This window comes from Actinomadura sp. 9N407 (genome assembly GCF_044326315.1).
In the GTDB taxonomy this organism is placed as follows: Bacteria; Actinomycetota; Actinomycetes; order Streptosporangiales; family Streptosporangiaceae; genus Spirillospora.
Map to the genome: position 1 here is coordinate 275,367 of NZ_JBIRAW010000006.1, position 24,556 is coordinate 299,922.

Annotated in this window: 16 protein-coding genes and 1 riboswitch; of the genes, 11 read left to right on the forward strand and 5 right to left on the reverse strand. The window is 71.6% G+C overall.

Annotated features, from left to right (window positions below; genetic code table 11):
* The first annotated feature begins 1 nt into the window (after window position 1).
* Together ACH34Q_RS12525 and ACH34Q_RS12530 are read left to right on the forward strand one after the other, a co-directional pair.
* Window positions 2-1,141 carry an FKBP-type peptidyl-prolyl cis-trans isomerase gene (locus tag ACH34Q_RS12525; protein WP_395983019.1) on the forward strand — a complete coding sequence of 380 codons (1,140 nt, stop codon included), beginning with the start codon at window positions 2-4 and terminating at the stop codon, window positions 1,139-1,141.
* A 384-nt stretch (window positions 1,142-1,525) separates the two neighbouring features.
* Window positions 1,526-4,138 carry a transglycosylase domain-containing protein gene (locus tag ACH34Q_RS12530; protein ID WP_395983020.1) on the forward strand — a complete coding sequence of 871 codons (2,613 nt, stop codon included), beginning with the start codon at window positions 1,526-1,528 and terminating at the stop codon, window positions 4,136-4,138.
* 108 nt (window positions 4,139-4,246) lie between these two features.
* Here the strand turns inward: ACH34Q_RS12530 and ACH34Q_RS12535 are convergent, their stop codons facing one another.
* Window positions 4,247-4,627, reverse strand: a complete 381-nt coding sequence (locus ACH34Q_RS12535) for a hypothetical protein (protein ID WP_395983021.1) — start codon at window positions 4,625-4,627, stop codon at window positions 4,247-4,249.
* Between the two features lie 51 nt (window positions 4,628-4,678).
* Window positions 4,679-4,794: riboswitch (SAM riboswitch) on the forward strand.
* A 56-nt stretch (window positions 4,795-4,850) separates the two neighbouring features.
* Here ACH34Q_RS12535 and ACH34Q_RS12540 point away from each other — a divergent pair.
* From ACH34Q_RS12540 to ACH34Q_RS12555, 4 genes are all read left to right on the forward strand, one after another.
* A complete protein-coding gene (locus ACH34Q_RS12540) occupies window positions 4,851-6,182 on the forward strand; it encodes an aminotransferase class V-fold PLP-dependent enzyme (RefSeq protein WP_395983022.1) in 1,332 nt (443 codons plus the stop codon).
* Window positions 6,183-6,361: 179 nt separating this feature from the next.
* A complete protein-coding gene (locus ACH34Q_RS12545) occupies window positions 6,362-9,814 on the forward strand; it encodes an SseB family protein (RefSeq protein WP_395983023.1) in 3,453 nt (1,150 codons plus the stop codon).
* Entirely contained in the window at window positions 9,811-10,179 is a 369-nt protein-coding gene (locus ACH34Q_RS12550) for a hypothetical protein (RefSeq protein ID WP_395983024.1), read from the forward strand. Before ACH34Q_RS12545 ends, ACH34Q_RS12550 begins: the two co-directional genes overlap by 4 nt.
* 134 nt (window positions 10,180-10,313) lie before the next feature.
* A complete protein-coding gene (locus ACH34Q_RS12555; RefSeq protein WP_395983025.1) occupies window positions 10,314-11,294 on the forward strand; it encodes a hypothetical protein in 981 nt (326 codons plus the stop codon).
* A 191-nt stretch (window positions 11,295-11,485) separates the two neighbouring features.
* Here the strand turns inward: ACH34Q_RS12555 and ACH34Q_RS12560 are convergent, their stop codons facing one another.
* Together ACH34Q_RS12560 and ACH34Q_RS12565 are read right to left on the reverse strand one after the other, a co-directional pair.
* The gene (locus tag ACH34Q_RS12560) at window positions 11,486-12,307 is read right to left on the reverse strand and encodes a TrmH family RNA methyltransferase (protein WP_395983026.1); all 822 of its coding nucleotides are present in this window, start codon (window positions 12,305-12,307) and stop codon (window positions 11,486-11,488) included.
* Window positions 12,308-12,369: 62 nt separating this feature from the next.
* Complete coding sequence (locus tag ACH34Q_RS12565; RefSeq protein ID WP_395983027.1) at window positions 12,370-13,326, reverse strand: endonuclease/exonuclease/phosphatase family protein; 957 nt, start codon at window positions 13,324-13,326, stop codon at window positions 12,370-12,372.
* Between the two features lie 1,159 nt (window positions 13,327-14,485).
* Here ACH34Q_RS12565 and ACH34Q_RS12570 point away from each other — a divergent pair.
* From ACH34Q_RS12570 to ACH34Q_RS12580, 3 genes are all read left to right on the forward strand, one after another.
* Window positions 14,486-16,180, forward strand: a complete 1,695-nt coding sequence (locus tag ACH34Q_RS12570; RefSeq protein WP_395983028.1) for a substrate-binding domain-containing protein — start codon at window positions 14,486-14,488, stop codon at window positions 16,178-16,180.
* Between the two features lie 317 nt (window positions 16,181-16,497).
* Window positions 16,498-18,027, forward strand: coding sequence for a sigma-70 family RNA polymerase sigma factor (locus ACH34Q_RS12575; protein WP_395983029.1), 1,530 nt, complete (start codon window positions 16,498-16,500; stop codon window positions 18,025-18,027).
* A gap of 305 nt (window positions 18,028-18,332) precedes the next feature.
* A complete protein-coding gene (locus tag ACH34Q_RS12580; protein ID WP_395983030.1) occupies window positions 18,333-19,805 on the forward strand; it encodes an RNA polymerase sigma factor in 1,473 nt (490 codons plus the stop codon).
* Window positions 19,806-19,931: 126 nt separating this feature from the next.
* On the opposite strand, the gene ACH34Q_RS12585 is transcribed toward ACH34Q_RS12580, so the two are convergent.
* A complete protein-coding gene (locus ACH34Q_RS12585) occupies window positions 19,932-21,017 on the reverse strand; it encodes a phosphotransferase family protein (protein ID WP_395983031.1) in 1,086 nt (361 codons plus the stop codon).
* A 540-nt stretch (window positions 21,018-21,557) separates the two neighbouring features.
* Here ACH34Q_RS12585 and ACH34Q_RS12590 point away from each other — a divergent pair.
* Window positions 21,558-22,517 (forward strand): hypothetical protein, encoded by a 960-nt coding sequence (locus tag ACH34Q_RS12590; RefSeq protein ID WP_395983032.1) that lies wholly within the window; start codon window positions 21,558-21,560, stop codon window positions 22,515-22,517.
* On the opposite strand, the gene ACH34Q_RS12595 is transcribed toward ACH34Q_RS12590, so the two are convergent.
* Window positions 22,462-23,841 carry a PLP-dependent aminotransferase family protein gene (locus ACH34Q_RS12595; protein WP_395983033.1) on the reverse strand — a complete coding sequence of 460 codons (1,380 nt, stop codon included), beginning with the start codon at window positions 23,839-23,841 and terminating at the stop codon, window positions 22,462-22,464. The genes ACH34Q_RS12590 and ACH34Q_RS12595 overlap by 56 nt on opposite strands.
* Before the next feature lie 67 nt (window positions 23,842-23,908).
* Here ACH34Q_RS12595 and ACH34Q_RS12600 point away from each other — a divergent pair, with 67 nt between their 5' ends.
* On the forward strand, window positions 23,909-24,553 hold the full coding sequence (locus ACH34Q_RS12600) for a pyridoxamine 5'-phosphate oxidase family protein (RefSeq protein ID WP_395983034.1): 645 nt from the start codon (window positions 23,909-23,911) through the stop codon (window positions 24,551-24,553).
* Window positions 24,554-24,556 lie beyond the last annotated feature (3 nt).

The window sequence follows — 24,556 nt, forward strand, 5'->3', positions numbered from 1 at the left end:
AATGTCCGACGAAGACAAGCCCCGGGGTGAGCGCGCGGTCAAGGCCACAGCCAAGCTGCCGGCCGCCAAGAACATCCGCAGCCCGGAGTTCAAGCCGCACGGGATCAGCGGAGCCAACCGCAGCCGCGGTCCCCGCCCGTCGGGCAAGACCGCCGCGCAGGCCAAGAAGCAGCGCCGCATCGGGATCGCCGTGGCGGTGGTCGCGGTCCTGGCCATCGCGGGCGGCACCACGTGGTACGTGACCCGGCCCGGCCCCGTGATCACGGCCACCGGCGCGCTCGGCCAGGCACCCAAGGTCCGCATTCCCAAGGACCTCGTCCCGAGCGGCAAGCTGGACGTCGACACTGCGATCAAGGGCAAGGGGCACAAGCTCGCCACCGGCGACACCGCGATCGCCAAGTACACCTTCTTCCAGTGGTCCAAGGGCACCGACGAGAAGGCGGACGAGAGCTCCAACAAGAAGCTGGAGTCCTCCTGGGAGCAGCCGGCCGGCCAGCAGACCATGATGATGACGCTCGGCAAGACCCCGCTCAAGGGCCTGGACAAGGGCCTGGTGGGGCAGACCGCCGGCAGTCGGGTGATCATTGAGATCCCGCCGAAGGACGGCTTCGGCAAGCAGGGCGAGCAGCTCGGCCTGACCGCGAACGACTCGGTGGTCTTCGTCGCCGACCTGCTGGAGGCCTACCCCAAGAACGCCGAGGCCAAGGGCACCCCGAAGGAGCAGGACGACAAGGACCTACCCGCGATCGGGCCCGTCGAGGCCGGCAAGGGCCCGAAGGTCACCATCCCGAAGGCGGACCCGCCGGAGAAGATGAAGGTCGAGACCCTCATCGAGGGCGGCGGCCGGGAGACCACCAAGGACGACACGGCGATCGTCAAGTACAAGGGCCTGGTCTGGCGGAACGGCAAGGAGTTCGACTCCAGCTGGGACGACGGCGTCCCCGCCCCGTTCCCGCTGGCCTCCACCCAGGGCATGACCGGCTTCTTCAAGGGCCTGCAGGGCAAGAAGATCGGCAGCCGGGTGCTGCTCGTCCTGCCGCCCAAGGACGGGTACGGCAAGGCCGGCCAGCCCGAGGCCGGGATCAAGGGCGATGACCACGTGGTGTTCGTGGCCGACATCCTCGGCGTCATGCCCAAGTGACCGGCGTCTAGCGCCACGGCATGATGCGCGAACGGCGGGGCATCCCATCCGGATGGCCCGCCGTTCGGCATTCCAGAGCGAACCCGCGCATTCGCGATTTCGACGGGACAACCGTTCGGGCGTCCAGTTCGTCTTTCTAATGGGAGCCATGGGAGTGTCCATTGACCCGCCGGAACCATCGAACCCCTCGGGTATCGTCGGTCACGAAGAAATCACGGGGGGCTTGTGAGCAGTAGCGATGAGAGCCCGGAAGGCCGCGCGCCCGACGGGACACCGGCGGCCGGATCCGCGGCCACGTCCGGCGATCCGCCGCCCCCGGCGAATGGCTCCGCCCCCGAAACCGACAAATCCCATCAATCCGAGAATGACGGCAGCGCCGCGAACATGAACGAGAACGGCGTCCCCAGCGCCAGCGAGACCGATACCGGAACGCCCGCCGAGACCGAGCCCGAGACCGCCTCCGATTCCGATTCCGAACCCGCGACCGAGGCCGAAGCCGAGGTCGAACCCGCGACCGTGCCCGAGGCCGAGGCCGAGGTCGAGGTCGAGCCTGAGGCCGAGGTCGAGGCCGAGGTCGAGGCGATCGGGGCCGCGGACGAGCCCGACACCGACACCGACGCCGAGTTCGGCGTCGAGGCCGCGGAAACGAACGACGCGCCCGAGGGCGACGCCCCCGCCGATCCCGCGCCCACGGTCGAAGAAGCCCTGGTCACCGACGAGGCCGAGACCGCCCCCGAGACCGAGACCGACGCCGCCGACGCCACCGTGGCGGCCGCGGTTCCCCCCGTTCCCCCCGTCCCGTCCACTCCCAGCGAGGACGCCGGCGTGAAGAACACCACGGGCAAGGGCGATGGCGGCAAGCGACCCAAGAAGGAGCGGACCCGCGCGGCACGGTACGGGCGGCGCGCGCTGTTCACCATGCTCGCGCTGATCGGGTTCGGCGTGGTCGCGTTCGGGGTGGCCTACATCTTCACCCCGGTCCCCTCGCCGCAGCAGGAGGCCGTCGCGCAGGGGCCGACCTACTACTACGCCGACGGCAAGACGGTGATCGCGAAGACCGGCGTCAACCGGGACGCCGTACCGATCGACAAGATCCCCGAGGGCGTCCGGAACGCGGTGATCGCGGCCGAGAACCAGAGCTTCTACGAGGATCCCGGGGTCTCGGTACGGGGCACCGTCCGGGCGTTCTGGTCCACGGCCACCGGTGAGCAGCTGCAGGGCGGCTCCACCATCACGCAGCAGATGGTCCGCAATTACTACGGCGGAATCGGCAAGGAACGCTCGGTCTCCCGCAAGCTCAAGGAGATCATGGTCGCGCTGAAGGTCGGCCGGGAGAAGCCGAAGGACTGGATCCTCGAGCAGTATCTCAACACGATCTACTTCGGCCGCGACGCGTACGGCGTCCAGGCCGCCGCCAAGGCGTACTACGACCAGGACGTGAGCGAGCTCACCCCCGCGCAGGGCGCCTATCTGGCGGCGGCGATCCAGCAGCCGAGCAACTTCGCCGAGCCGCGCACCGACAACCAGGCCTATGTCGAGCAGCGCTGGCGGTCCGTGGTCGGCAACATGGTCGAGAACGGCGCGGTCTCCGAGGCCGAGGCCGCCCGGATGACGTTCCCGATGCCGACCAAGCAGAAGATCACCAATATCTTCAAGGGCCAGAAGGGCTACATGGTCAATGTGGCCAAGAAGGAGCTGATCGACCGCCGCGGCTATACCGAGGACGAGATCAACCGCAGCGGGCTGAAGATCACCACCACCTTCGACAAGCCGTTGATGGACGCCGCCAAGCGCGCGGTGACGAGCAACGCCCCGGACGGGATGAGCAAGAAGATCCGCACCGGGATGGTGTCGGTCGATCCGGAGACCGGGCAGGTGGCCGCCTTCTACGGCGGTCGCGACTACCTCAAGGAGGCGCTGAGCAGTACGTTCGGCGACTGGGCCCAGGCCGGGTCCGGGTTCAAGCCCATCGTGCTGGCGGCCGCGCTCGACGACGGCATGAAGCTGTACGACTCCGTCGACGGCTCGTCGCCGCAGTACTACGGCGGCACCCCGGTGAAGAACAACGACGGCCGCAGCTTCGGCCAGGTCAACCTGGTCGGCGCGACGCAGAACTCGGTCAACACCGCCTACGTCAACATCGGGCAGAAGATCGGCCTCGACAAGGTGACCGAGATGGCCGTGAAACTGGGCATCGGCAAGGACCAGCTCACGGCCAACGGCGCCAACACCGCCCCCACCTTCCCGCTGGGCGTCATCTCGGTCCATCCCGTCCAGCAGGCCGCGGTGTACGCGACGTTCGCCAACGAAGGCGTTTACCACACCCCCTACGTGGTGAAGTCGGTCACCGACGGCGACCAGCACACCCGCAAGTTCAGCGAGAAGGGCAAGCGCGTCTTCAGCGAGCAGGTCGCGCGGGACGCCACGTACGCGATGACCCAGGTGGTCCGCGCCGGTACGGGGACCGGCGCGCAGCTGGCCGACGGCCGGGACGTGGCGGGCAAGACCGGTACCACCGACGAGGGCCGCGCCATCTGGTTCAACGGGTTCATCCCGCAGATGTCCACGTCGGTGTCGATGTTCCGCAGCGACCGCAAGCCGCTGAACATCCCCGGGTACGGGGCGTACGGCGGGCAGCTGCCTGCGCAGATGTGGCGGACCTTCATGTCCGACGCCGTCAACGCCGAGAACTACTCGCCCAAGTCGTTCGGGTCGCCGTCGTCGAGGCCCGGCGGCTACACCGGGCGGCCGTCCAACCGGTCCGACGATCCGTCCCCGACCCGTCCGGGGCCGACCCGGCCGCCGGGTCCGGAAGAGCCCGACCCGACGACGCCGCCTCCGGGCGGCGGCGATCCCGGTCCGGAGCTCCCGCTGCCGCCTGACCCGGGCGACCCCGGAGACCCCGACCCCGGCGATCCGGGCGACCCCGGTAACGGAGGCGGCGGAGGGGGAGGCGGAGGCGGCGACCCCCAACGCGGCCTGACCCGCGAGCCGTAGGCGAACACGGAAACAGACGAGCAGGGGCCCGGCGCGACAGCGCCGGGCCCCTGCTCGTCTGGCAACGCGGGTCGTGCCTGCTGAAGAGTCGCGCCTGCTAAGGAACGGTCACGCGCAGGCCTTGCCGATTCGCTGGGGGGTCTTGGAGATCACGCTGTTGAGCTGGGCCGCGTCGCCCGTGCCGATCGTGGTGGCGGCCTGGCGCAGGCTGCCGGCCTCGGTCTTGAGCGCCTTCTTCAGCTCCGCGTCCTCGGCCTTGGCGGCCAGCCCGTCGATGCGGCCGGCCAACTGCTCGGTGGGCTGCTTCCACTGCGCGGGATCGGCCGCGGAAACGCTCCTCACCTGGGTGACGTACTGCTGGAACGCCTTCTTCGTGTCGGCACAGATCTGGTCGGTGTTACCGCCCAGCAGGCCGCAGCCGCCCAGCAGACCCGAGGCCCCGAGCATCAGCGCTCCCCCGGTGAACGCCCGAACCACCTCGCGTCGCATCGCACCCTCCCATTTCATCCCCGTCGGCATGTGTCATATGATTCCGCACTAGGTCATGAGTGCCAGCGTCAAGCCCCGGCTTGCTGGCCGGCAACCCTTCGTCCGCGATGGGGTGCCCCGGGTGAGGACCTGGCCGGACGTACACCGCGTTCCGGCAAGCGCGGATCCCGCTCTGTGGCCGTACGCCTCACGGGGTCCCTGGACCCTGAGGAGGGCCGTCCGCATGTCTCCTGCCGGTACCGCAACGCTCACCACCCGTCCCGTCCCCGTACCGGACCCGGCACCGTCGCTCGCGCGGAACGCCGACGCTACCGCTCCGGAGATCGCGCCGCGCGTCATCGGCACCGACGCGATCGTCCCGCTGGACGGCGGGGGCGGTGTCGCGTACGCGAACTTCGACTACGCCGCCAGCGCGCCGTGTCTGGAGGCGGTGCACGAGGCCGTCACCCGTGCGCTGCCCCTCTACAGCAGCGTGCACCGCGGGGCCGGGTACGCGTCGCAGGTCACCACACAGGCGTACGAGGACGCGCGGGAGACCGTACGCGGCTTCCTGGGCGTGTGGCAGCGCGACGCGGTCGTCTTCACGCGGAACACGACCGACGCCATGAACCTCCTCGCCCACGCCACGCCGCCCGGCACGACCGTCGTGGTGTTCGAGACCGAGCACCACGCGTCCCTGCTGCCCTGGAAGCGCGCCGTACGGCTGCCCGCCCCGGCGACTCCGGGCGAGGCCGTCGCCGCCGCCGACCGCGCGCTGCGGGACGCTCCGGCCGGGCCGCGGCTGCTGGTCGTGACCGCCGCGTCCAACGTCACCGGCGAGATCTGGCCGATCGCCGAGCTGGCGGAGACGGCCCGGCGGAACGGCGCCCGCATCGCCGTCGACGCGGCCCAGCTCGTCCCGCACCGGCCGCTCGACATGACCGCGCTCGGCCTGGACTACGTCGCGTTCTCCGGGCACAAGCTGTACGCGCCGTTCGGGGCGGGCGTGCTGGCGGGCCGGTCCGACTGGCTGCGCGCGGCCGCCCCGTACCTCAAGGGCGGTGGCGCCAGCGCCTCGGTCACCGGCCATGGCGACACCACCCGCTGGTCCGCCGACGCGCAGCAGCGGCACGAGGCGGGGACGCCGAACGTCCTGGGCGCCCTGGCCCTCGCCGCCGCCTGCGACGCCCTGGCGGCGACCGGCTGGGACGCGCTGATCCGGGAGGAGGAGCGCCTGCTGGCCAGGTTGCGCCGGGGCATCGCGGCTCTTCCCGGCGTGCATGAACTCACACTCTGGGACGGCCGTAACCCGCGGGTGGGAATCGTGTCGTTCATCGTGGACGGCTGGAACGCGCGGGACACTGCGCTTACCCTGTCGGGGACCTATGGCATCGGTGTCCGGGACGGGAAGTTCTGTGCCCACCCCTTCGTTCGGCACCTGCTCGGCGCCGTGCGGGGGCCGGTGGAGGCGGGGGCGACGGCGGTACGGGCGAGCTTCGGCATCGGGACGACGGACGAGCACGTCGACCGGCTGCTGGACGCGCTCGGACGGCTGTCGCGCGAGGCCCGCGCGTAGCGGGCACGGTCCCGTCCGCCCGCCGGCCAGGCCATTGAACGGACACTTTGGCCTGGTTCGTCCATGTAGCGTAGGCGCGTCCGTAACTTACGCGTCAAGAGCCCGGTCACGGGGCCCGGGACGGGCAGGATGGGCCTCGCCGGGTTTCCCGGCGCGACCGGGGATGAAGGCGGCACGGGATGAAACAGGGGGTGGCGACCGTGGCCGACGCGTGGCGACCCACGTCGGAGCTCGAGCGCCGGCTGCAGGAGGCGGTGCGGAACGGGGACCAGGAGGCGTACTTCCGCCTCCTCGCCGGGAGCGAACTGGTGATCCCCGTCCCACCCGACCTCGCCGATGAGGTGGTCGGCGGGCAGGCGCAGCCCAGCTGGCCGGTCCAGGAGGAGGACGGCCGCACCCACGTGCTGGCCTACACCTCGGCGGACGCGATGCGCGAATGCCTCGGACCGGCGTACCGGCACTACCTGAGGCTCAGGTTCACCGACCTCGCCGAGTCGTGGCCGGACGCCCGCTGGTGGCTGGCGGTCGACCTGCCGGCCAACGGCGGGGACGGTCCCGGGCTGCCCATCGAGGCGCGCCTTCCGTCCTGGTTCATCAGGCAGGTCGTGGACGGCGACAGCAGGCCGCCCCAGGCGGGCCGCGGCCTCCGCGCGTACGGCGCCGAGACCGTTCCAGCGCCGCCACAGGCCGCTCACGGTACGGGTGCCCACTCCCTTCCCGCGGACGTGCGGGACGGGGCCGCCTCGCCGCAGCACCCGCACTCGCCCCCGGTCCAGGCTCCGGCTCCGGCGGCCCAGGGAATGGCCGCTCATCCGCAGGACGCGTTCAGCGGCCCCAAGGAGCCGTCCACGAACGCCGATGAGGTCGTGGCCGGGCCGTCCGCCGTACCCGACGACCCCTCCCCCACCATGAACGACCTCCCCGCCATACGGGGGAACCCCGACGGCCAGGTGCACGACGCCGGCCCGGCGGACGCCACGCGCGCCATGCCGACGCTGCCCGGAACGCCTCCGCCGCCCGCGTCGCGCAATGCGGCGCACTCGGCGAGCAAGGGACCGGGCAAGCACGCCGCACCGCCTCAGGACCAGCCCGCGACCGACATGCCGGTGGCCCCGCGCCCCGCCGACGTACCGGCGGCGAACGAGGCGCCCGCGCCCGCTCCTCCGCCCGCGCCCGCGCAGGCCGACGACGAGTCGCAACTGCCCGAGGGTGGGGTCGCCGCGGCCCTCGACGCCGACACCTCCACGCCGCCCAAGGCCGACGTGACGCGTCTCGACAACCCGGCCGTACCGGAAGGCACGGGAACGGACGCGGCGCCGTGGGAGGAGCTCCAGGAGCAGCACAAGGAGCTGCCTCATAAGGAGCGCCGGCCCGAGTTCCAGCCGGCCAACGAGGTGGAACGGGCGCTGCTGCGCGCCGCCGCCGGCAACGACCACGACCTCTTCCTGCAGTCGCTGGCCGACGCCGAGGTCCTGCTGCCGGTCCCCGAGGACATGGACTACACGCTGCGTCCCGGCCGCCCCGGCTTCCCGTGGCAGACCAGCGACGTGGACGGAACGACCGTCATCCCGGTGTTCACGTCGCCGGAGCGCCTGGTCGAGGCCGCGGCAGCCACCGGTACCGGCAGCGAGTTCATCAAGCTGCCGTTCACCGTGGTGCTGCGCTACTGGCCGGGCCGCGGCGAGGCACTGGCGATCAACTCCGGCTCCCCGGCCGGCGGCACGATCCTGGCCGAGCAGCTTCCCGGCCTGGCCACCTGGGCCGACCAGCGGGCCGCCCGGCGGATGGCCGACGGCATCGAGCCGCAGAACGACGTGGAGCAGCGCCTCCTGGACGCCGCCCTGCGCCGCGACACCGACGCGTTCTTCACGATCCTGCTCAGCGCCCAGGTCCTCGTCCCGGCCGAGCAGGAGACGCCGTGGGGCATCGCGCCGGACGACCCCGAGTTCCCGTGGGGACCGGTCGAGGTGCACGGCAAGGTCTCGATCCAGCTGTTCACCTCGCTCAAGTGGATGAACGAGGCGATCGGGTCGTCGCGGTTCGTGATGCCCAGCCTGCAGGAGATGGTGACCGCGTGGCCGGACAGCGAATGGACGCTCGTCCTCAACCCCGGCACGCCCATCGACGCCACGATGCCCGGCGACCAGGTCCGCGCGCTCCGCGGTACGCCCCGTACCGACGCGGCGCCGCCCCCGTCCGTGCCCGCTCCGGCCCCGGCTCCCGAAGCCGTCCAGGAAGCACCCCCGGCGCCGGCCCAGGCGCCCGCGCCTGCGCCCGCTCCGGCGCCGGAAGCCGCGCCGGACGACGTCCCTGAGCCGCCCGCGCCGCATCCCCTCCCCGCCCAGCCGACGCCCACCGAGCCGATCCGTGCCGAGGAACCTCCGGCGGAACGGCCTCCGGAGCCGGAGTTCGAGCCGGGCAACCGGATCGACCAGGAGCTGTACGAGGCCGCGCTCGCCGGCGACTCCGACGCCTTCCTGCGCATCCTGCTCGCGGCCAACGTCCTGGTGCCCATCCCGGAGGACGCGCCGCTGGAGGTCACGCCCGTCCAGCGGGAGTTCCGGTGGGAGGCGTCGCTGCGCGGCGAGAGCGCCGTCCAGGTCTTCACCTCGCTCGTACGGCTTCGCGAGGTGCTGCCGGAGTCCCGGTTCGTGTACGCGGACTTCCGCGAGCTCATCGGCTCCTGGCCGCGTTCCGAATGGGCGATGCTGCTCAACCCCGGGACCCGGATCGGCGCGTCGCTCCGCGGCGACCAGGTGCTCGCGCTCAGCGAGTGGGCCGTCCGGGTGGGACTGGTGCAGGCCCGTCCCGAGGTACCCAACCCGCCCCCGTCCCAGCAGCCGCCTCCGGCTCCCGCCGCGCCGCCCGCTCCGGCCCCGGCCGACGCCACGGTCACCGACCTCCCGCCGGTACCGCCGTTGCCGCCGCAGAACCTGCGCGAGCCCGACGCGGAACCGATCGCGCCCCTGCCCGGACCGCGCCCCGGCGAACCGTCCCTCGTCGGCGAGGCCGAGCCCGTACCGTCCCAGGACCTACGCGCGCCCGCCCGCCCCGAGCCCCTCGCGCCGCTGCCCGAGCCCGAGCCCGACGGCGACCGGACCGCACAGCCCGCGATCATGCAGAAGGTGGTCGCCCACCACCACGTCGCCTGGTACCTGGAGCAGGGGTACGACCGCGTCGGCGGATTCGTGCACCCGACCGTCGACGTCGCCGAACTGCAGACCCCGATCCAGCTGTACGAGGCGCTGGGCCTGCTCTACCAGGACGCGCCGTTCCAGCCGGGCGACGAGGGCGTGCACGTCATCCGCTGGCCCGCGTACTGCCCCGCCCTCTACCGCATCCCGTTCGGCGGCCAGACCGAAGAGGAGCTGGTGGCCTGGGGCGACGCCGGCTGGGTGATCGAGCGCGCACCGTTCCACGGCAGCGGCTTCGCGCCCGGCAGCGCGGGCTCCATCCGCGAGTACAAGGTCGACAGCGTCCGGCTGCCGTACGGCGCCGAGATGTACTTCCTCAGCCTGGACGGCACCGAGCGCTTCGTGGCGATGTACGACCCGGACCGGCTCGCCTGGCTGCGTCCCGAGACCGGTTCCGGACCGCAGGACGACTGGGACGGCCAGGAGGTGCCGCAGTGATCCGGGACGGCTACGTGGCCCGCTGGCTCGGCCGCGACTTCGAGGCGTCCCCCGGCGCCGACGGGGAGATCCGGCTCTACACGCCGGAGCCGACCGACGGGTTCGAGGAACTCCGTCCCGGCCGGTTCCGGCGCATCGTCCCCGCCTCCGAGGTCGAGAACCTCAGCTACATCCGCACGACGTGCTCCTGGCAGGGCGAACCGTTCGTGATCGTGGGCGAGCACGAAGGCTGGCTGCGGGTCGAGTACACCGGCGGCCGCTCCCCGGTCGCCGAACGGCTCGGTCTCGACCGGATCGACCAGGGCGTATGGCAGACCTGGGCCCCGAACGCGGAGATCGAAGACATGCGCGAAGAATTCATGTGATCACATAGGATCCGGGGACGGGGGTTGCTTTGCCCCACAGATCCGTGTTCGCATGATTTCTGCGACGACCCCGGGGTAAGGCGTGCCCCGGCGCTCAACGATGACGCGAACGGCGCAACGGAGGTGCTGGGGCTGTGCTCTCCCGATCGGCAGGCAAACCGGTCTTCCTCGCTCTGAGTACGGCGGCCATCCTCGCCGCAGGCACCGTCCACGTCCAAGCAGAGGACATCAAGCCTGCCCTGGAACTCACCGTCACCGTGGATGACAAGGCTCCCGACGCCGGAGAGACGGTGACCATTCCGGCGACCGTCAAGGCCGTGGACAAGGCGGCTTCGGGCGTGCAGGTGTCCATCAAGGTGACCACCCATTCGAGCGAGGGCATCGAAGCGACGCCCGAAGGTTGCGTGCCGGGATGCGGCCTCGAAAGCATCTCCGCGAATGAGAGCAAGTCGAGCGAAGCGAAGGTCACGGTCCCCAAGACCATCAAAAAGTCGACCGTCGTCGTATTGGACATCTCCGCTACAGGCACAGACGCGAACGGCGACAAACTCGAATCCCTTCCTCAGCAGGTTGAGATCACCTACGCGCCGCTGAAGGTCACGCCGAGCCCGTCCCCGACGCCCACCAAGCCGCCGAAGCCCTCACCGACTCCTACGCCGACGAAGACCAAGGCGCCGGACAAGGAGAAGGACGACGGCAAGGACGACAACTCGGGGTCCGGTTCGGGGTCTTCGGGGAGCGGGTCGTCCGGGAGCACCTACACGCCGCCGGCGCCGAACGGGGCGTTCAACACCCCGAACACCGTGCAGAGTCCGCAGGTGGCGCTGCCGCCGATCGCTCCGCCCGCTCCCTCGGTCGCCCCGCAGATGTCGCCGAGTCCGGAGAGCAGGCTGCGTAACAACAAGGCTCCGGTCGCGCAGGATCTGACCTTCGAGCGGATGGCCAGCACGCAGATCGCCTGGCTGGCGGCGCTGCTGGTCGCGTTCTCGCTGCTGATCACCCAACTCAAGCTGGGGCGCCGCCGTCCGGTGCCGGGGACGGCGCGGGCGATCGCGCGTACGGGCCGTCCCAAGGGCGAGCACCGCCGCCCGCGCCGCGGCGTGTTCGGCAAGTAGAACCGGGCCCGTGAGAACCGGCGGCTAGGGCCTGTCTCAAAGTGGCCTCAGCCACCGCGCGAGCGCGTTACCTGGCCGCGAGAGGCGATGCCGGAGGCGAGCCTCACGCGGGCAGATCGCGAAGCGATGCCGCGCTCGCACAAGAACCGGTCACGGTGCGAGCCGCCAGGCGAGCACCGTGGGCCGGGTCTTTAAAACCCGCGCATCAGGCCGTGGCAGGCGATGGCAGCGGCGGCGACGACGTTCAGGGAGTCGACGCCGTTGGCCATGGCGCGGCCGCTCATCGGGATGCAGACCGCCTCGTCGGCCTCGCCGAGCCAGCGGGAGGAGAGCCCGTCGCCTTCGGCGCCGAGCATGAGCGCGACGCGTTCGCCGAGCGGGGCCTTGTCCAGCGGTACGGCCGACTGGTCCGGGGTCAGGGCCAGCAGGGTGAAGCCGTCGTCGGTACGGAGCGAGCCGAGGCCGGCGCGCCAGTCGGTCATCCGGGCGTACGGGATCGCGAAGACCGCGCCCATGGACACCTTGATCGACCGCCGGTAGAGCGGGTCGGCGCAGCGCGGCGACAGGATCACCGCGTCGATTCCCAGCGCGGCGGCGCAGCGGAAGATGGAGCCGACGTTCGCATGGTCGACGAGGTCTTCCAGCACGAGGATGCGGCGCGTTCCGGCGACGGTCTCGCGTACGGACGGGACGGGGAGCCTTCTCATGGAGGCCAGGGCGCCGCGGTGGACCTGGAATCCGGCGACCGCCTCCACGGTGGCGTCGTCGGCGACGTACAGCGGCGCGTCGACGGTGTCGAGCAGGTCGGACAGCGGTTCCACCCAGCGCCGGGCCATCAGGAAGGAGCGCGCGGGGTAGCCGGTCGCGACCGCGCGCCGGATCACCTTCTCGCCCTCGGCGATGAACAGCCCGTGCTCGGCCTCCAGGCTCTTGCGCAGGTTCATCTCGCGCAGCCGCACGTAGTCGGCGAGGCGCGGATCGCCGGGGTCGGAGACGGGAACCAGGGTGGCCATCCCCCAATTCTGCCCACCGGGCGGAGTGCCCCGGTCGGCGGCGAGGCCGGGGCGGAGCGCGATCAGGGCAGGCGGACCTCGGCGAACACGGCCCGGTGGTCGGTGCCCTGGAGGTCGTGGACCTCGAACTCCCCGACGGCGCAGCGCCGGTCGACCAGGACGTGGTCGAGGGTCAGGGGCGGGCCCGAGCCGCTGGTTCCCCAGGTCGGGGTGAGTCCGGCGCCGGTACGGTCGGCGGCGTCGGCGTAGCCGCGGCCGATCAGGTGCCGGAGGGTGGCGTGGTCGAGGGTGGCGTTGAAGTCGCCGGCCAGGATCCGGATCGGCCGCGCACCCGCCCCGCCGCCCTGCCCGGGGGCCGCACCCCCGGCGGCCGTGCCCCCGGCGCCCGTGCCTTCGGCGGCTCGGGCGGCGGGCAGCGCGGCGATGTCGTGCTGCCAGGCGGCGTACGCGGCGGACGAGATCGGCGGTACGGGGTGGACGGCCGTCACCTGTACGCGCCGGCCCCCGGGGAGGGTGAGCTCGGCCTGCGGGGTGGCCATCCGCATACCCCCTGGAGACGGCAACTCACGCAGCGGGTAGCGCGAGTAAAGGCCGGATCCGGCCGCGCCGGGCCGTGCATCGACGACTTTGTGGGGTAGAAGTCGGGACAAACCGGCCCGTTCGTACCTCTGTACAGCTTCTTGCGGAAGTTCCTGCAGGCTGAGCACGTCCGCGCGGGAGCGCTGCACCAGATCGGCCAGCGCGGCGGCATCGGCCTCGCCGAAGTAGAGATTGGCCGACAGGACCCGTACGGCCGGGCCCCGCGCCGCCGGCTGATCTTCGCCGATCGTCCGCGGAACCACGGTGACCAGCGACGTCACCGCGACCACCCCCGCCGCGGCGGCGGCCGTCCAGCGGCGCAGCAGCAGTGCGGCGACCACCGGGACCGGTACGGTCGCGACGACGAACGGGGTCATCGCGAGCAGCGGTGCCCCGAGCGCCCCGAAACCGGGGATCCGATCGCCGCCGGCGAGCCGCATGACGGCCCAGATACCCCAACTCGCGACGCCCGTCCAGGCCAGAAACGATCTCCATCCGCCGGTCCGCCTCAACTCGGCGTCCGGACGGTACGGCCCCGTCTCCGGCCTAGTCAACGGCCCCTCTGCGGGTGTATTGGCGTCGCTCACGGCATCCCCTCGTCGCCCCCGATCCCCCTGCCCTACAGACGATCGGCAGGGGTGGCGAGTTGCCGCGCCGTCCCGTATCGCCCCGATCGCGGACAGTGACAAGGCACGCCACGGCTGGCGGATCCTACAGTCGCAAGCGGATGACCTGCAGCATTATCCGAAATGAGCTCTTTGTAACCTTCCGTTCGTACTACTACAGTGCCGGGGAACATCGTGGGTTTCTGGTGAAACGAGGGCAGTCGTGAGCGGTCGTCATCGCAATGACATCCCGGAGGGGTCGCCGGGTGACGATGGGCACGACCCTTCGCGGCCCGTGTTCGGGCCGGCCAACGACGGCTCCTCCGACTGGTTCGGCGCGCGGCAGGGCGAGGGTCCACCGTCCCCATCCGGCATGCCGGGAGGTCCTGGCGGCACGGGCGCGCAGCATGCGCCCGGCCAGATGCCTCCCCAGGGCGAACCGGGCCAACTGAACGAGCCGGGCGGCGGCCCGGCGGCGGGCGGCGCTTCGGGCGCGCCCGAATGGCTCGTCCCGCGACCGCAGGGATCGGCGTCGCCGCCACCGCCCGAAGAGGCGGCCTACGGCGCGGGTGGGTTCACCGGCGCCTCTGACGCGGGCGGCTACGGTTTGGGACGTTCTACGGGCGGCTATGGCACGGGTTCCACTCCCTTGGGCGCGCCTACGCCATCGGAGACCCCAGGCTCCACACCACCCGGCAGGTACGGCGCCGCTTCGAGCCCAGGCTCCGGGTACGGAAAGTACGACTCGATCCGTAGTTCCGACGGCGGTCCTGTCGGTCCCTACAGTGGCGGGTCCGGTTCTTATGGAGCAGGTGGCTCGGGCGCTTACGGCGGCGGGCCCGGCGGACCGGGCGGCCCCGGTGGACCGGGCGGACCTGGCGGGCCGGGCGGATCCGGCCCCTACGGTGGCGGCGGCGGTTCGGGCGACTACGGAACCGGCGGATACAACACCCGGCGCAAGAAGCGGCGCAGCGCGAGCGCCCTCATCGGCCCGATGGCCGGCGCCGTTGGCCTGGCGCTGCTGCTGGGCGTCGGCGTGTACGCGTTCGCCGGAACGGGCGGCGGCTGCAGCGGCGACGACTCGGTCAGCCTGAACGTCGCGGTCGCCCCCGACATCCACCCCGCGGTCGTCAAGGCGGCGACGCGCTTCAACGACGCCAAGACCGAGGCCGACGGCAAGTGCGTCAAGGCCACCATCACCAAGACCGAGCCCGCGTCGGTGGCGACGCTGCTGTCCGGCCAGGGTGTGGCCACGGGCGGCAACCAGCGCCCGGACGTGTGGATCCCGGACACCTCCATGTGGACGTCCCTGGTGACCAGTTCGGAGAAGGGCAAGGAGGCCGTCCAGGCCACCCGGACCTCGGTCGCCAGCAGCCCCGTCGTCGTCGGCCTGCCGCAGACCCTGGCCGGTCAGCTCAAGGGCGCGGGGGTCACCGCGACGCCGTCCTGGGACAACCTGCTCAAGGCCGCCGGCGGCACCGCGGGCGGCGGCGTGACCAAGAACCAGATGATCTCGCCGGGAACGGTACGGCTGCTGGTGCCCGACCCGGCCCGCAACGGCTCCGGGATGGGCGCGCTGATGGTCACCAGCACGCTGCTTACCAACGACCCCAACCGCGAGTCGATCTTCACCGGGATCGTCCGTACCGTACGGGAGAGCACGGTCCCGACGGTCGAGGCCCAGTTCGAACTGTTCCGCAAGGGCCGTACCGGCAAGCAGCCGATCTCGCTGTCGTCCGAGCAGGCCGTGTGGGCCTACAACAAGACCGGACCGGCCGAGCCGGCGGTGGCGCTGTACCCGATCGAGGGCACGCTCTCGATGGACTACCCGGTGAACATCACCACCACCGACGACACCAAGCAGCAGGCCGCCACGCTGTTCGAGAAGGCGATGAGCACCGAGGCCACGCGCAGCGACGTGCGGTCCCAGGGCTTCCGTTCCGCCGACGGCAAGGCCCCGGACGGGTTCGGCGCGAAGCTCGGCGTGAGCGCCTCGCGGCCGCGGCAGCTGCCCGCGCCGAAGGCCGCCCAGGTCGAGCAGGTCATGCAGTCCTGGGCCAAGCTGTCGCTCGGCCTGCGCATCCTGACGCTGATCGACGTGTCGGGTTCGATGGCCGAATCGGTGGGGCCGAACACCAACCGGCTGCAGGCGATCGCCCAGGTGTCGCAGGGCGGGCTGAGCATGATGTCGAACGACACCGAACTCGGCCAGTGGCAGTTCTCCACGAACATGCAGGGCAAGCGGGACTGGAAGGAGGCCGTGTCGATCGGTCCGCTCGGCGAGCGGGTCGGCTCGATCACGCGCCGCAACCTGGTGCTGTCGACCCTGCAGCGGATGAAGCCCAAGATGGACGGCGACACCGGGCTCTACGACAGCGTCCTGGCCGCGTACAAGATGATGAACGAGACCTACAAGCCCGAGTTCGTCAACTCGATCCTGCTGCTCACCGACGGCAAGAACGACGACGCCAACGGGCGGACGCTCAAGCAGACGCTGACCCAGCTCAAGTCGATGAAGGACCCGAACAAGCCGATCCAGATCAACATGATCGGCTTCGGCAACGGCGTCGACCGCAACGAGCTGGAGCAGATCGCCAAGGTGACCGGCGGCGGCACGGCGGTCGCGATGACCCCGCAGGAGATCTCCAAGATCTTCCTGCAGATGCTGTCCCGACGGATCGCCGAGTAGCCGGGTCCGACGATTTCCCGGCCGATGGCACCGGCCCTGACCTGGTCGTATCCGGCCAGGGCCGGCGGCCGGGAAATCTCGGAGAATTCTTGGTCATCCCGTGTCAACCGGACGCGGGGGTCGATCGTCTTTTCTTGTGGAGGCCCGACGGGGAGCGGGGCCGTCGGGCCTCCGATCTCACCTCCGGTGATCCATGCCGGGGCAGTCCCCGATCAGGGGCAGGGCACGACGAACCAGCGGATCCCTCGGAACCGTCCGGGATTCTCGCTCACATCGGCCGGTGAACGGCCGCTGTCTCAGCCCCGCAGGAGGACCTTGTGTCCGGTTGGTCCAGTTCTGGTTGGCCCAGTCCCGACCGTGCGGACGACGAGCGCCTGGCCCGGTCCCTGACCGCGGGCGACGACACCGAAGCCCTCATCCAGCTCCTCGACCGTTACGCAGCACGCCTGTACGACTACTGTCACGCTCTGCTGCGCGACCAGGAGCAGGCGGCCGGTGCCCTGCACGACGCCGTACTGGCCGCCTACATCCACGCGGGACGGCTGCGCGAGCAGGACCGGTTCCGCGGCTGGCTGTACGCCCTGGTCCGCAACGAGTGCCTGCGCCGGCTGCGCGACCCCGGCCGCCCCACCGAGCGCGTCGAGGCGCCCGAGGTCGAGGACATGTTCCTGGGCGCCGGCGAGCGGGAGCGGCGGCTGGAGACCCGGCGGCTGGTGCACAGCGCCCTGTCGGGGCTGCGCGGCCGCGAGCGCGAGACCCTCGACCTGCTGCTGCGGCACGGCCTGGACGCCCCGGAGATCGCCGGTGTGCTCGGCATCGACGCCCAGGCGGCCACCGACCTGGCCGGTGAGGCCCGCCGCCGCCTGGACGGCACGCTCGCGGCCGTCATCATCGCCCGTACCGGACGCCAGGAGTGCCCGCACGTCGCGGAGCTGGCCGAGGAGGGCGACGCACCGCTTCCCCCGGCCGTCACCCGCCGGCTGCTCCGGCACATCGAGACCTGCGCGATCTGCACCGAGCGCCGCCACCGCACCGTCTCCACGGCCGGGCTCCTGCAGGCGCTCCCGGTCGCGCTGATGCCCGCCGACCTGCGCGGCCACATCCTCGCCACCGCCACCGACCCGGCGTACATGGGCGACATGCAGGCGATCGCCCAGGGCGCGGAGCCGTTCGACACCTGGGGCTGGCCCATGCCCGCCGAACGCCACGGAGCAGCCGCCGGTGGCGTCGCCGACGACGAGGGCGAACGCCGCCGTCCGCGATCGCCCCGCCTGTGGCCTGCCGTCGCCGCGGCGGCGGCCGTGCTCCTGCTCGCCCTGGGCGCGTTCATGGTGGTGCCCGGTTCCGGCGACAAGACGGGCGCTCAGGGGCCGCGCAACACCACCGCCGCGCCCGATGCGTCCGAGCCGGTCGGCGAGTCCGCCGATCCGAGCGACTCCCCGACGCCCAGCCCCACCCTCACGACGCCGACCCCGACGCCCTCCACCACGTCCCCGACGCCGACGCCGTCCCGCACCCGCGCGTCCCGTACCCCCAAGCCCCCGAAGACCACCCTGCGCCCCGCACGCGGCACCCTGACGGTCAGCAACCCTTGCGGCACCATCGCCGCGGGCTCGGACTGCACGATCTCCATCAGCGCCAGGGGCGGTCCGGTGACCTGGACGGCCAGTGCCGGCGGTGGCCTCAGCGTCTCGCCCAGTGGCGGTCGACTCGCCTCCGGTGCCTCGACCGGGGTGAGCGTGACCGCTCCCGCATGCGGCTCGAGCGGCAGCGGCGGCGTCAGCTTCTCTCCGGGTGGCACGGCATCCGTGAGCTGGACGTGCCCGGAGTCCGGCCCGGACGACTGACGCTCTTCGCGTCCAGGACCCGTCCAGAACCCTGTCCAGGACCTCCTTGGCCTGATCAGGTCCCGGCTTCATGGAACGGTCCACGCCCTCAATGTGACATTCCTCCCCTTCTTTAAGTTTCGACCGCCAAAACCCGTAATGACGTGCCGTTATACGACCACGCCCCGTACCGCACCGGTCACACGAATCCCACAAGGCTCAGCGAACCCCGATTTTTGGTGGCAGTATCTGGCCACTGGAGCGGCCTGACGCGCGTCGGGCCCTCTGAGGGGGCATCGTCACGATCACGATTTGGGGAGGACTCCGTGTCCGCTGGGCCCGGTCCCGGTCAGTTCGATGATCCTCGGCTGGCGGATGCGTTGCGTGCAGGCGACGTCATCGCGCTCAGCGAGGTCTACGACACCTACGCTCCATTCCTCTATGACTACTGCCACGGTCTGCTGCGCGACCGCGTGGAGGCGGCGGGGGCGCTGCGCAACACGCTCATCATGGCGCGCGAGCACGTCGACAACCTGCGCGAGCCCGAGCGGCTTCGCGGGTGGCTGTACGCGCTCGCCCGCAAGGAGTCCATGCGCCGGCGGGACAGCCCCAACCGGCACACCGGCCAGGAGGCTCCCGAGGCCGAGGACGGCGATCTCAGCGAGGAGCAACTCGTCCGGCGCGATGAGCGGCGGGCGCTGACGGTCAGCGCGCTCGCGGCGCTCAGCGGCCGCCAGCGCGAGGCCATCGACCTGTCGGCCCGGCACGAGCTGGACGCCGTCGACCTCGCCGGGCTGTTCGGCATCCCGCCGGACGAGGCCGTCCAGCTGCTGGCCGAGACCGACGAGGATCTCGCCATCTCGCTGCACGCGGCGCTGATCGCGCAGAACCACTGGGAGGACTGCCCCAGCGTCTCCGCGCTGACCGAGTCCTGGCCGCTGTCACCGCAGGCGGCCCGGTCCCTGATCCGGCACGTGCCGAGCTGCCCGGCCTGCGGCGAGCGCGAGACACCGCCGCTGCCCGCCGACCGGCTGCTGGCGGTCCTGCCCATCGCGGCCATCCCGAACGATCTGCGGCTGGACGTCCTGACCGCCGCGACCGCCGCCGACCGCGCGGACAACCGGCACGCCATCGCGGCGTACGCCGAGCCGTTCACCGCGCGCGGCTGGCCCGTCCCGTACCAGCCGGGCTCCCCGCGTACCCGCGACCGGGGCGCGCCCAAGCAGCGCAAGGGCGGCGTGCTGGTCGCCGTGGGCGGCGCCGTGGCGGCCGTGGCCATCGCGGCGGTGGCGATGACCGTCATCGGCGGCGGCGGATCGGGCGACAAGAGCAGCGCGATCGTCGGCCCGGAGAGCCCGAACGCGGCCGGCGACCCGTCCGGCAGCGGCACGCAGGCGCCGCCCACGGTCAGCGACTCACCGACCCGGTCGCCGTCGCCCTCGGCTTCCAAGTCGCCGTCCAAGACCCCGTCGCCGTCCAAGACGCCGACGACGAAGCCACCGACGACCGCGCCCGCCCCGGAACGGCCCCGGCCACCCCGGCCCGGCAACCTCTCGGTGCAGGGCTGCGACATGGAACGGGACGAGTCCTGCACGATCCGGATCACCGCGGTGGGCGGGCCGGTCAGCTGGCGGGTCACCGGAACGTCCGACGGCATCAGTGCGCGGGGCGGAGGCCGCCTGGACTCGGGCGAATCGACTCGGGTCAGGGCCAGCCGGGACGGCGGCTGCTGGCTCATCAACCAGGAGGGCTCGGTCTCGTTCTCGCCGGGCGGCTCGGCGTCCGTCGGCTACTGCTGACCGCGCTCCCGTGGCGTACGGCTGACCGCGCTTCCGTCTCGTACGGCTGACCGCGTCTCCGTCGCGTCCTGCTGACCGTGTTCCCCGCCTCAGTCCTGAACGGGGCCGAGGCGGGGTCGCGGGGAGTTACCAGAGGGAGCCGGCGTCGAGCGTGCGGTGGGCCCGGTCCAGCAGGATCGGGACGCCGCCGCCGATGTTGTCGAAGCCCTCGCCGACCGTGGCCTTCTGCAGGTAGCGGGCGTGGATGCCCTCCAGGATCACGGCGAGCTTGAAGCACGCGAACGCGAAGTAGAAGTCGAGGTCGGCCACGTCGAAGCCGGTCAGCTCCGCGTACCGCTCGGCGAACTCGCGGCGGGTGTGGAAGCCGGGGGCGGCGGTGATCGTGGCGCCGACCGGCAACTGCTCGCCGTCGGTGTCCTCGGCCCAGTAGACGAGGGTGAGCCCGAGGTCGGACAGCGGGTCGCCGAGCGTCGACATCTCCCAGTCGACGACGGCCGCGATCTCGGGTCGCGGCTCCACCCGGGCGAGGGCGTTGTCGAGCCGGAAGTCGCCGTGCACGAGGCCGGTACGGCCTTCGGCGGGGAGGCGCTCGGCCAGCCGGGCGGTGAGGCGGTCGTACTCGGGCAGGTCCCGTTCGGTGCCGGTGGCGCGGATCGCCTCCTGCGAGCTGTCCCACTGCTTGCCCCAGCGCTTGAGCTGGCGGGTCATGTAGCCGCTGGGACGCCCGAAGTCGCCCAGCCCTGTCGCCTCGACGTCGACCAGATGGATCGCGGCGAGCGCCTCGGCCAGTCGCTCGCTGAGCCCGCGCGCCTGCTCGGGGGTGATCTCGGCGGCGTCCTCCCTGGTCCGCAGCACGCGGCCGTCAACGAAGTCCATCAGGTAGAAGTGCGCGCCGATGACCTTCTCGTCGTCGCAGAAGGCCAGGGTGGTGGGCACCGGGACGTCGCTGCCCTTCCCGAGCGCGGACAGCACGCGGTACTCGCGGCTCATGTCGTGGGCGGTGGGCAGCACGTGGCCGAGCGGCGGGCGGCGCAGCACGATGCGGCGCCCGCCGTCGAGCGTGAGCCCGTACGTCAGGTTGGAGCGGCCACCGGAGATCACGTCGATCGCGGTGATCCGGCCCGATCCGGGCAGCGCGCGGGCCAGCCAGTCCGCCAGGCGGGGGACGTCGATGCCGGGGACCCCGGCCGGAAGTTCAGCGTCAACGGTCATGACCCATTATTAGAACGTGACTCGGTCAGCCGTGTGAACCCCACCCCCTCCTTGCCGCCGGGGTACCGTCCGGGACCGCCCGCCGCCCGTGCCCGTCACCGCCCCCGGCGGGCGTTCCGGTAGGCCGCAATCCGCGGATACGGCCACCGTCCCGAACGGGAAAGGGCGCCGTTCTCGCTGGCAGAGCGTGACGAAACGGCCACAACTGGCCGTATTTCGCTTTCCGCCCTATCGGGTGAAATGCCCGCTCACCTGGCATAACCGGACGCGCGCCGATCGGAGACTCGGGCGGCTCGGGGGTAAACGGGTGTCCTCAGGGTGATTCAGCATGCCCGGAGGGTACGCATCAGCGGCGACCGTAGATCAGAATGAGTCCCACCTGGACGAGACCCCAGGGAGCCGTCGCCACAGCCCACGACGGCAGGCTGGACTTATCGGTTCGGCTGGGCTACGAACGAGGAACTGACGCCATTCGGGGCCAGACCGCCCGATTGGGGGGGACACACCGTGGCAGACGCATGGCTGCCGGGAGTCGGCCGCATGCCGGTAAGACGGGACGGTGGAGCGTTGCGGGGAGGTGCTCCCCGTGTCGTCTGGTTCAGCAGCGAATCCGACCCCCGCGTCTTCTCGGCCCGCTCCGTGGCCGCCGATCTCGTCCGGGAGGAGACCCCGGCACACCTGGTTTGGAACCCGTGCTCCGGCGAGATCGTCCAGCTGATCCCGATCACCCGCGCGGGCGGGGTGCTCGGCGAGCCCGTCCGGCACGAGGGCCGCGCGTGCGTCCAGGTGATGGTGGTGGGCCATGCCCGCGATCCGTTCACCGGCACGCTGCTGGCCGGGCTGGAGGTGATCATGGCGTGGCTGGACGCCTGGGGCATCGGCCGGCGCTGGCCCGCCGGCCCGCCGCTGCCCCCTCCGCAGTCGTACAACTCCGGCCGCACCCGCCGCGACTGGGCGCGCGGCGGCCACTTCGGCGCCTCGCAGGTCCCCGGCCCGTACCGGCTCGATCCCGGCGGCATCGACATCCGGCGGATCACCGGTCCCGCCACCCCGGTCACCGCGATCCCGAGGCAGCGTCCGATCCCCGCCCAGGGCACCGTCCCCGCGCAGAACCCCGCCGCACGGAATCCTGCGCCGGGCCCCGATCCCGTACCGGCACAGGGTCCCGCCCCAGTGGAGGAGAAGCCTCGCCCGATCGCGGCTCAGGACCCCTCCGGCCCGGACTCTCCGCGGGACACGCCTCATTCCGTACCCCCGGACCCGCTCCCGCTGCCCGCCGAGGAACCGGCCGCCGCGGTCGTCGTGGGAGCCAACCCCAACGGCGGCACCAGGATCCCCGTCCCCGTTCCGCTACCCCGTACGGCCGAGCCTGTGGGGGCGGCGACAGCCGACTCCCTCAGCAACGGCACCAAGCGACCGTCTCCCTTGGCGACGTCCGCCCCGCCTACGCCGCCCCAGCCCGCCCAACCGTTTCCCGAACCAGCTCGCATGCGCTCCTGAGTGCCCCCAAGCTCTCCGCCGCGCCGTAACCGATCACCAGCCCCGAGACGCGCGGCGTACCGGTGTGATGCCGTTCGAGGGTGTCCAGCAGCACTCCGCGCTGCGCGGCCACCCGTACGGCGCGTTCGGTCACCGGGCCCGGCACCTCGACCACAAGGTGCAGCCCGGCCGTGTCCCCTAGCAAAGGGAGCCCGTCGAGAGCCTGGGCCACCGTCGCGCGGCGCCGGGCATACTCACCGCGCATGCGCCGTATGTACCGGTCCAGATCCCCGCGCTCGAGCATGATGCGTAGGGCCTCCTGTGGGACGACGGCCGTACGGTCGTTGAGCGTCTCTCTGCGTGCCGCGATGGCCTCCACCAGGTCCGGACGGGCCACCAGCCAGCCGACGCCCACGTCCGCGGTCAGGATCTTCGAGGTGGTGCCGAGATAGACCACGACGTCCGGATCGAGACCGTACAGAGCGGGCAACGGCGCGACGTCGTACCGGAACTCCCCGTCGTAGTCGTCCTCGGCGATCAGCGCACCGGCACGCCTCGCCCAAGAGAGCAGAGCCTGCCGGCGCGGTACGGGCAGTACGCCTCCGAGCGGGTACTGGTGGGACGGCGTCGTATAGACGAGCCGTAGGTCGTCGGGGAGCCCGTCCACGATGAGCCCGTGCTCGTCCACTGGGCACGGCACCAGTTCCAGACCACGCGCCTCCAGAACCGACCGTGCCTTGCCGTAGCCCGGTTCTTCAACGCCCACCCGATCCCCATGGCGCAGGACGGTCGCGGCCAGCAGATCGAGCCCGTTCGTCGCTCCTCTTGTGACGAGGAGCCTTTCCGTAGGGCAGACCACACCGCGGCTACGCCGTACATAGTCCGACAGTTGCTCACGCAGCCCGGGAAGCCCGCGAGGGTCGGGACGCATGGCCGGAGGCACCGTCGCGGCCAGCCGCCACGCACGGCGCCACGCGGGCGTGTCCAGGCGCCCGATGAACGGAACGCCAGGCCGCAGGTCGATCACCCCTGGCTCGACGTCCGTGTGCGGCTTGACGGTGCCGCCGGCGCCACCCGTGTCCGGCGAGGGAACGATGTCCGTGACGTAGGTCCCCGAACCGTGCCGGCCCTCCAGCCAGCCCTCCGCGTACAGCTGCTCGAACGCCTCCGTCACGACCGTACGGCTGACCCCGAGGGACACGGCCAGCGTCCGGCTGGAGGGCAGCCGCTCCCCCGCCACGAGCCGTCCCTCCCGCATCGCGGCACGCAACTGCCCGGCGAGCTGCTCGGACATCGGCTCGCCATGCCGGACGACCGTGAACGGGAAATCGAAGGACGCGCGCAAGTGGTCTCCGCTTATTGACGCCGAGTGGCTCTACAGACCAGGCCACTTGCTCCCTAGCGTAGAACCCATGAACAGCACGCCCCTATCCTCGACCCCCCGGACCCGCCTCGGCCGTTCCAAGGACCGCGCCCGAACGGACCGTTCCGCGCTCTACGAGGTCCTGGACGCCGGCCGGATCTGCCACCTCGGCGTCGTCGTCGACGGCTCGCCGATGGTCATCCCCACCGGGTACGGGCGTTCCGGCGACACCCTCTACCTGCACGGCTCCAGCGGGGCCAGTAGCCTCCTCGCGGGCTCCGGCCAGGAGATCTGCGTCACCGTCACGCACTTCGACGGCATCGTGATCGCCCGTTCGGTGTTCCACCACTCGGTCAACTACCGGAGCGCCGTCATCTACGGAATCCCGCAGCCTCTCGCCGGCGAAGAGAAGCTGGCAGGACTCGAGGCCATCACCGAACGGCTCGCCCCCGGCCAATGGAGCACCGCCCGTCTCCCCACCCAGAAGGAACTGGCGGCCACGACCGTACTGGGCCTGTCCCTAGAGGAAGCCTCCGTGAAGGTCAGGCAGGGCCCCCCGAACGACGACGACGAGGACTACGCCCTGGACGTATGGGCCGGCGTCCTCCCCGTACAGCAGACCTTCGGAACCCCCGTACCGGACCCGCGCCTGCGCCCGGGCATCCCCGTCCCGCCGCACCTGGAAGCTGGATGACCC

Coding starts and splice junctions, on each gene's coding strand:
- ACH34Q_RS12525 (WP_395983019.1), top strand. CDS start 2: ATGTCCGACGAAGACAAGCCCCGGGGTGAGCGCGCGGTCAAGGCCACA.
- ACH34Q_RS12530 (WP_395983020.1), top strand. CDS start 1,526: ATGAACGAGAACGGCGTCCCCAGCGCCAGCGAGACCGATACCGGAACG.
- ACH34Q_RS12535 (WP_395983021.1), bottom strand. CDS start 4,627: ATGCGACGCGAGGTGGTTCGGGCGTTCACCGGGGGAGCGCTGATGCTC.
- ACH34Q_RS12540 (WP_395983022.1), top strand. CDS start 4,851: ATGTCTCCTGCCGGTACCGCAACGCTCACCACCCGTCCCGTCCCCGTA.
- ACH34Q_RS12545 (WP_395983023.1), top strand. CDS start 6,362: ATGAAACAGGGGGTGGCGACCGTGGCCGACGCGTGGCGACCCACGTCG.
- ACH34Q_RS12560 (WP_395983026.1), bottom strand. CDS start 12,307: ATGGCCACCCTGGTTCCCGTCTCCGACCCCGGCGATCCGCGCCTCGCC.
- ACH34Q_RS12565 (WP_395983027.1), bottom strand. CDS start 13,326: ATGCGGCTCGCCGGCGGCGATCGGATCCCCGGTTTCGGGGCGCTCGGG.
- ACH34Q_RS12570 (WP_395983028.1), top strand. CDS start 14,486: ATGGCCGGCGCCGTTGGCCTGGCGCTGCTGCTGGGCGTCGGCGTGTAC.
- ACH34Q_RS12585 (WP_395983031.1), bottom strand. CDS start 21,017: ATGACCGTTGACGCTGAACTTCCGGCCGGGGTCCCCGGCATCGACGTC.
- ACH34Q_RS12590 (WP_395983032.1), top strand. CDS start 21,558: ATGCCGGTAAGACGGGACGGTGGAGCGTTGCGGGGAGGTGCTCCCCGT.
- ACH34Q_RS12600 (WP_395983034.1), top strand. CDS start 23,909: ATGAACAGCACGCCCCTATCCTCGACCCCCCGGACCCGCCTCGGCCGT.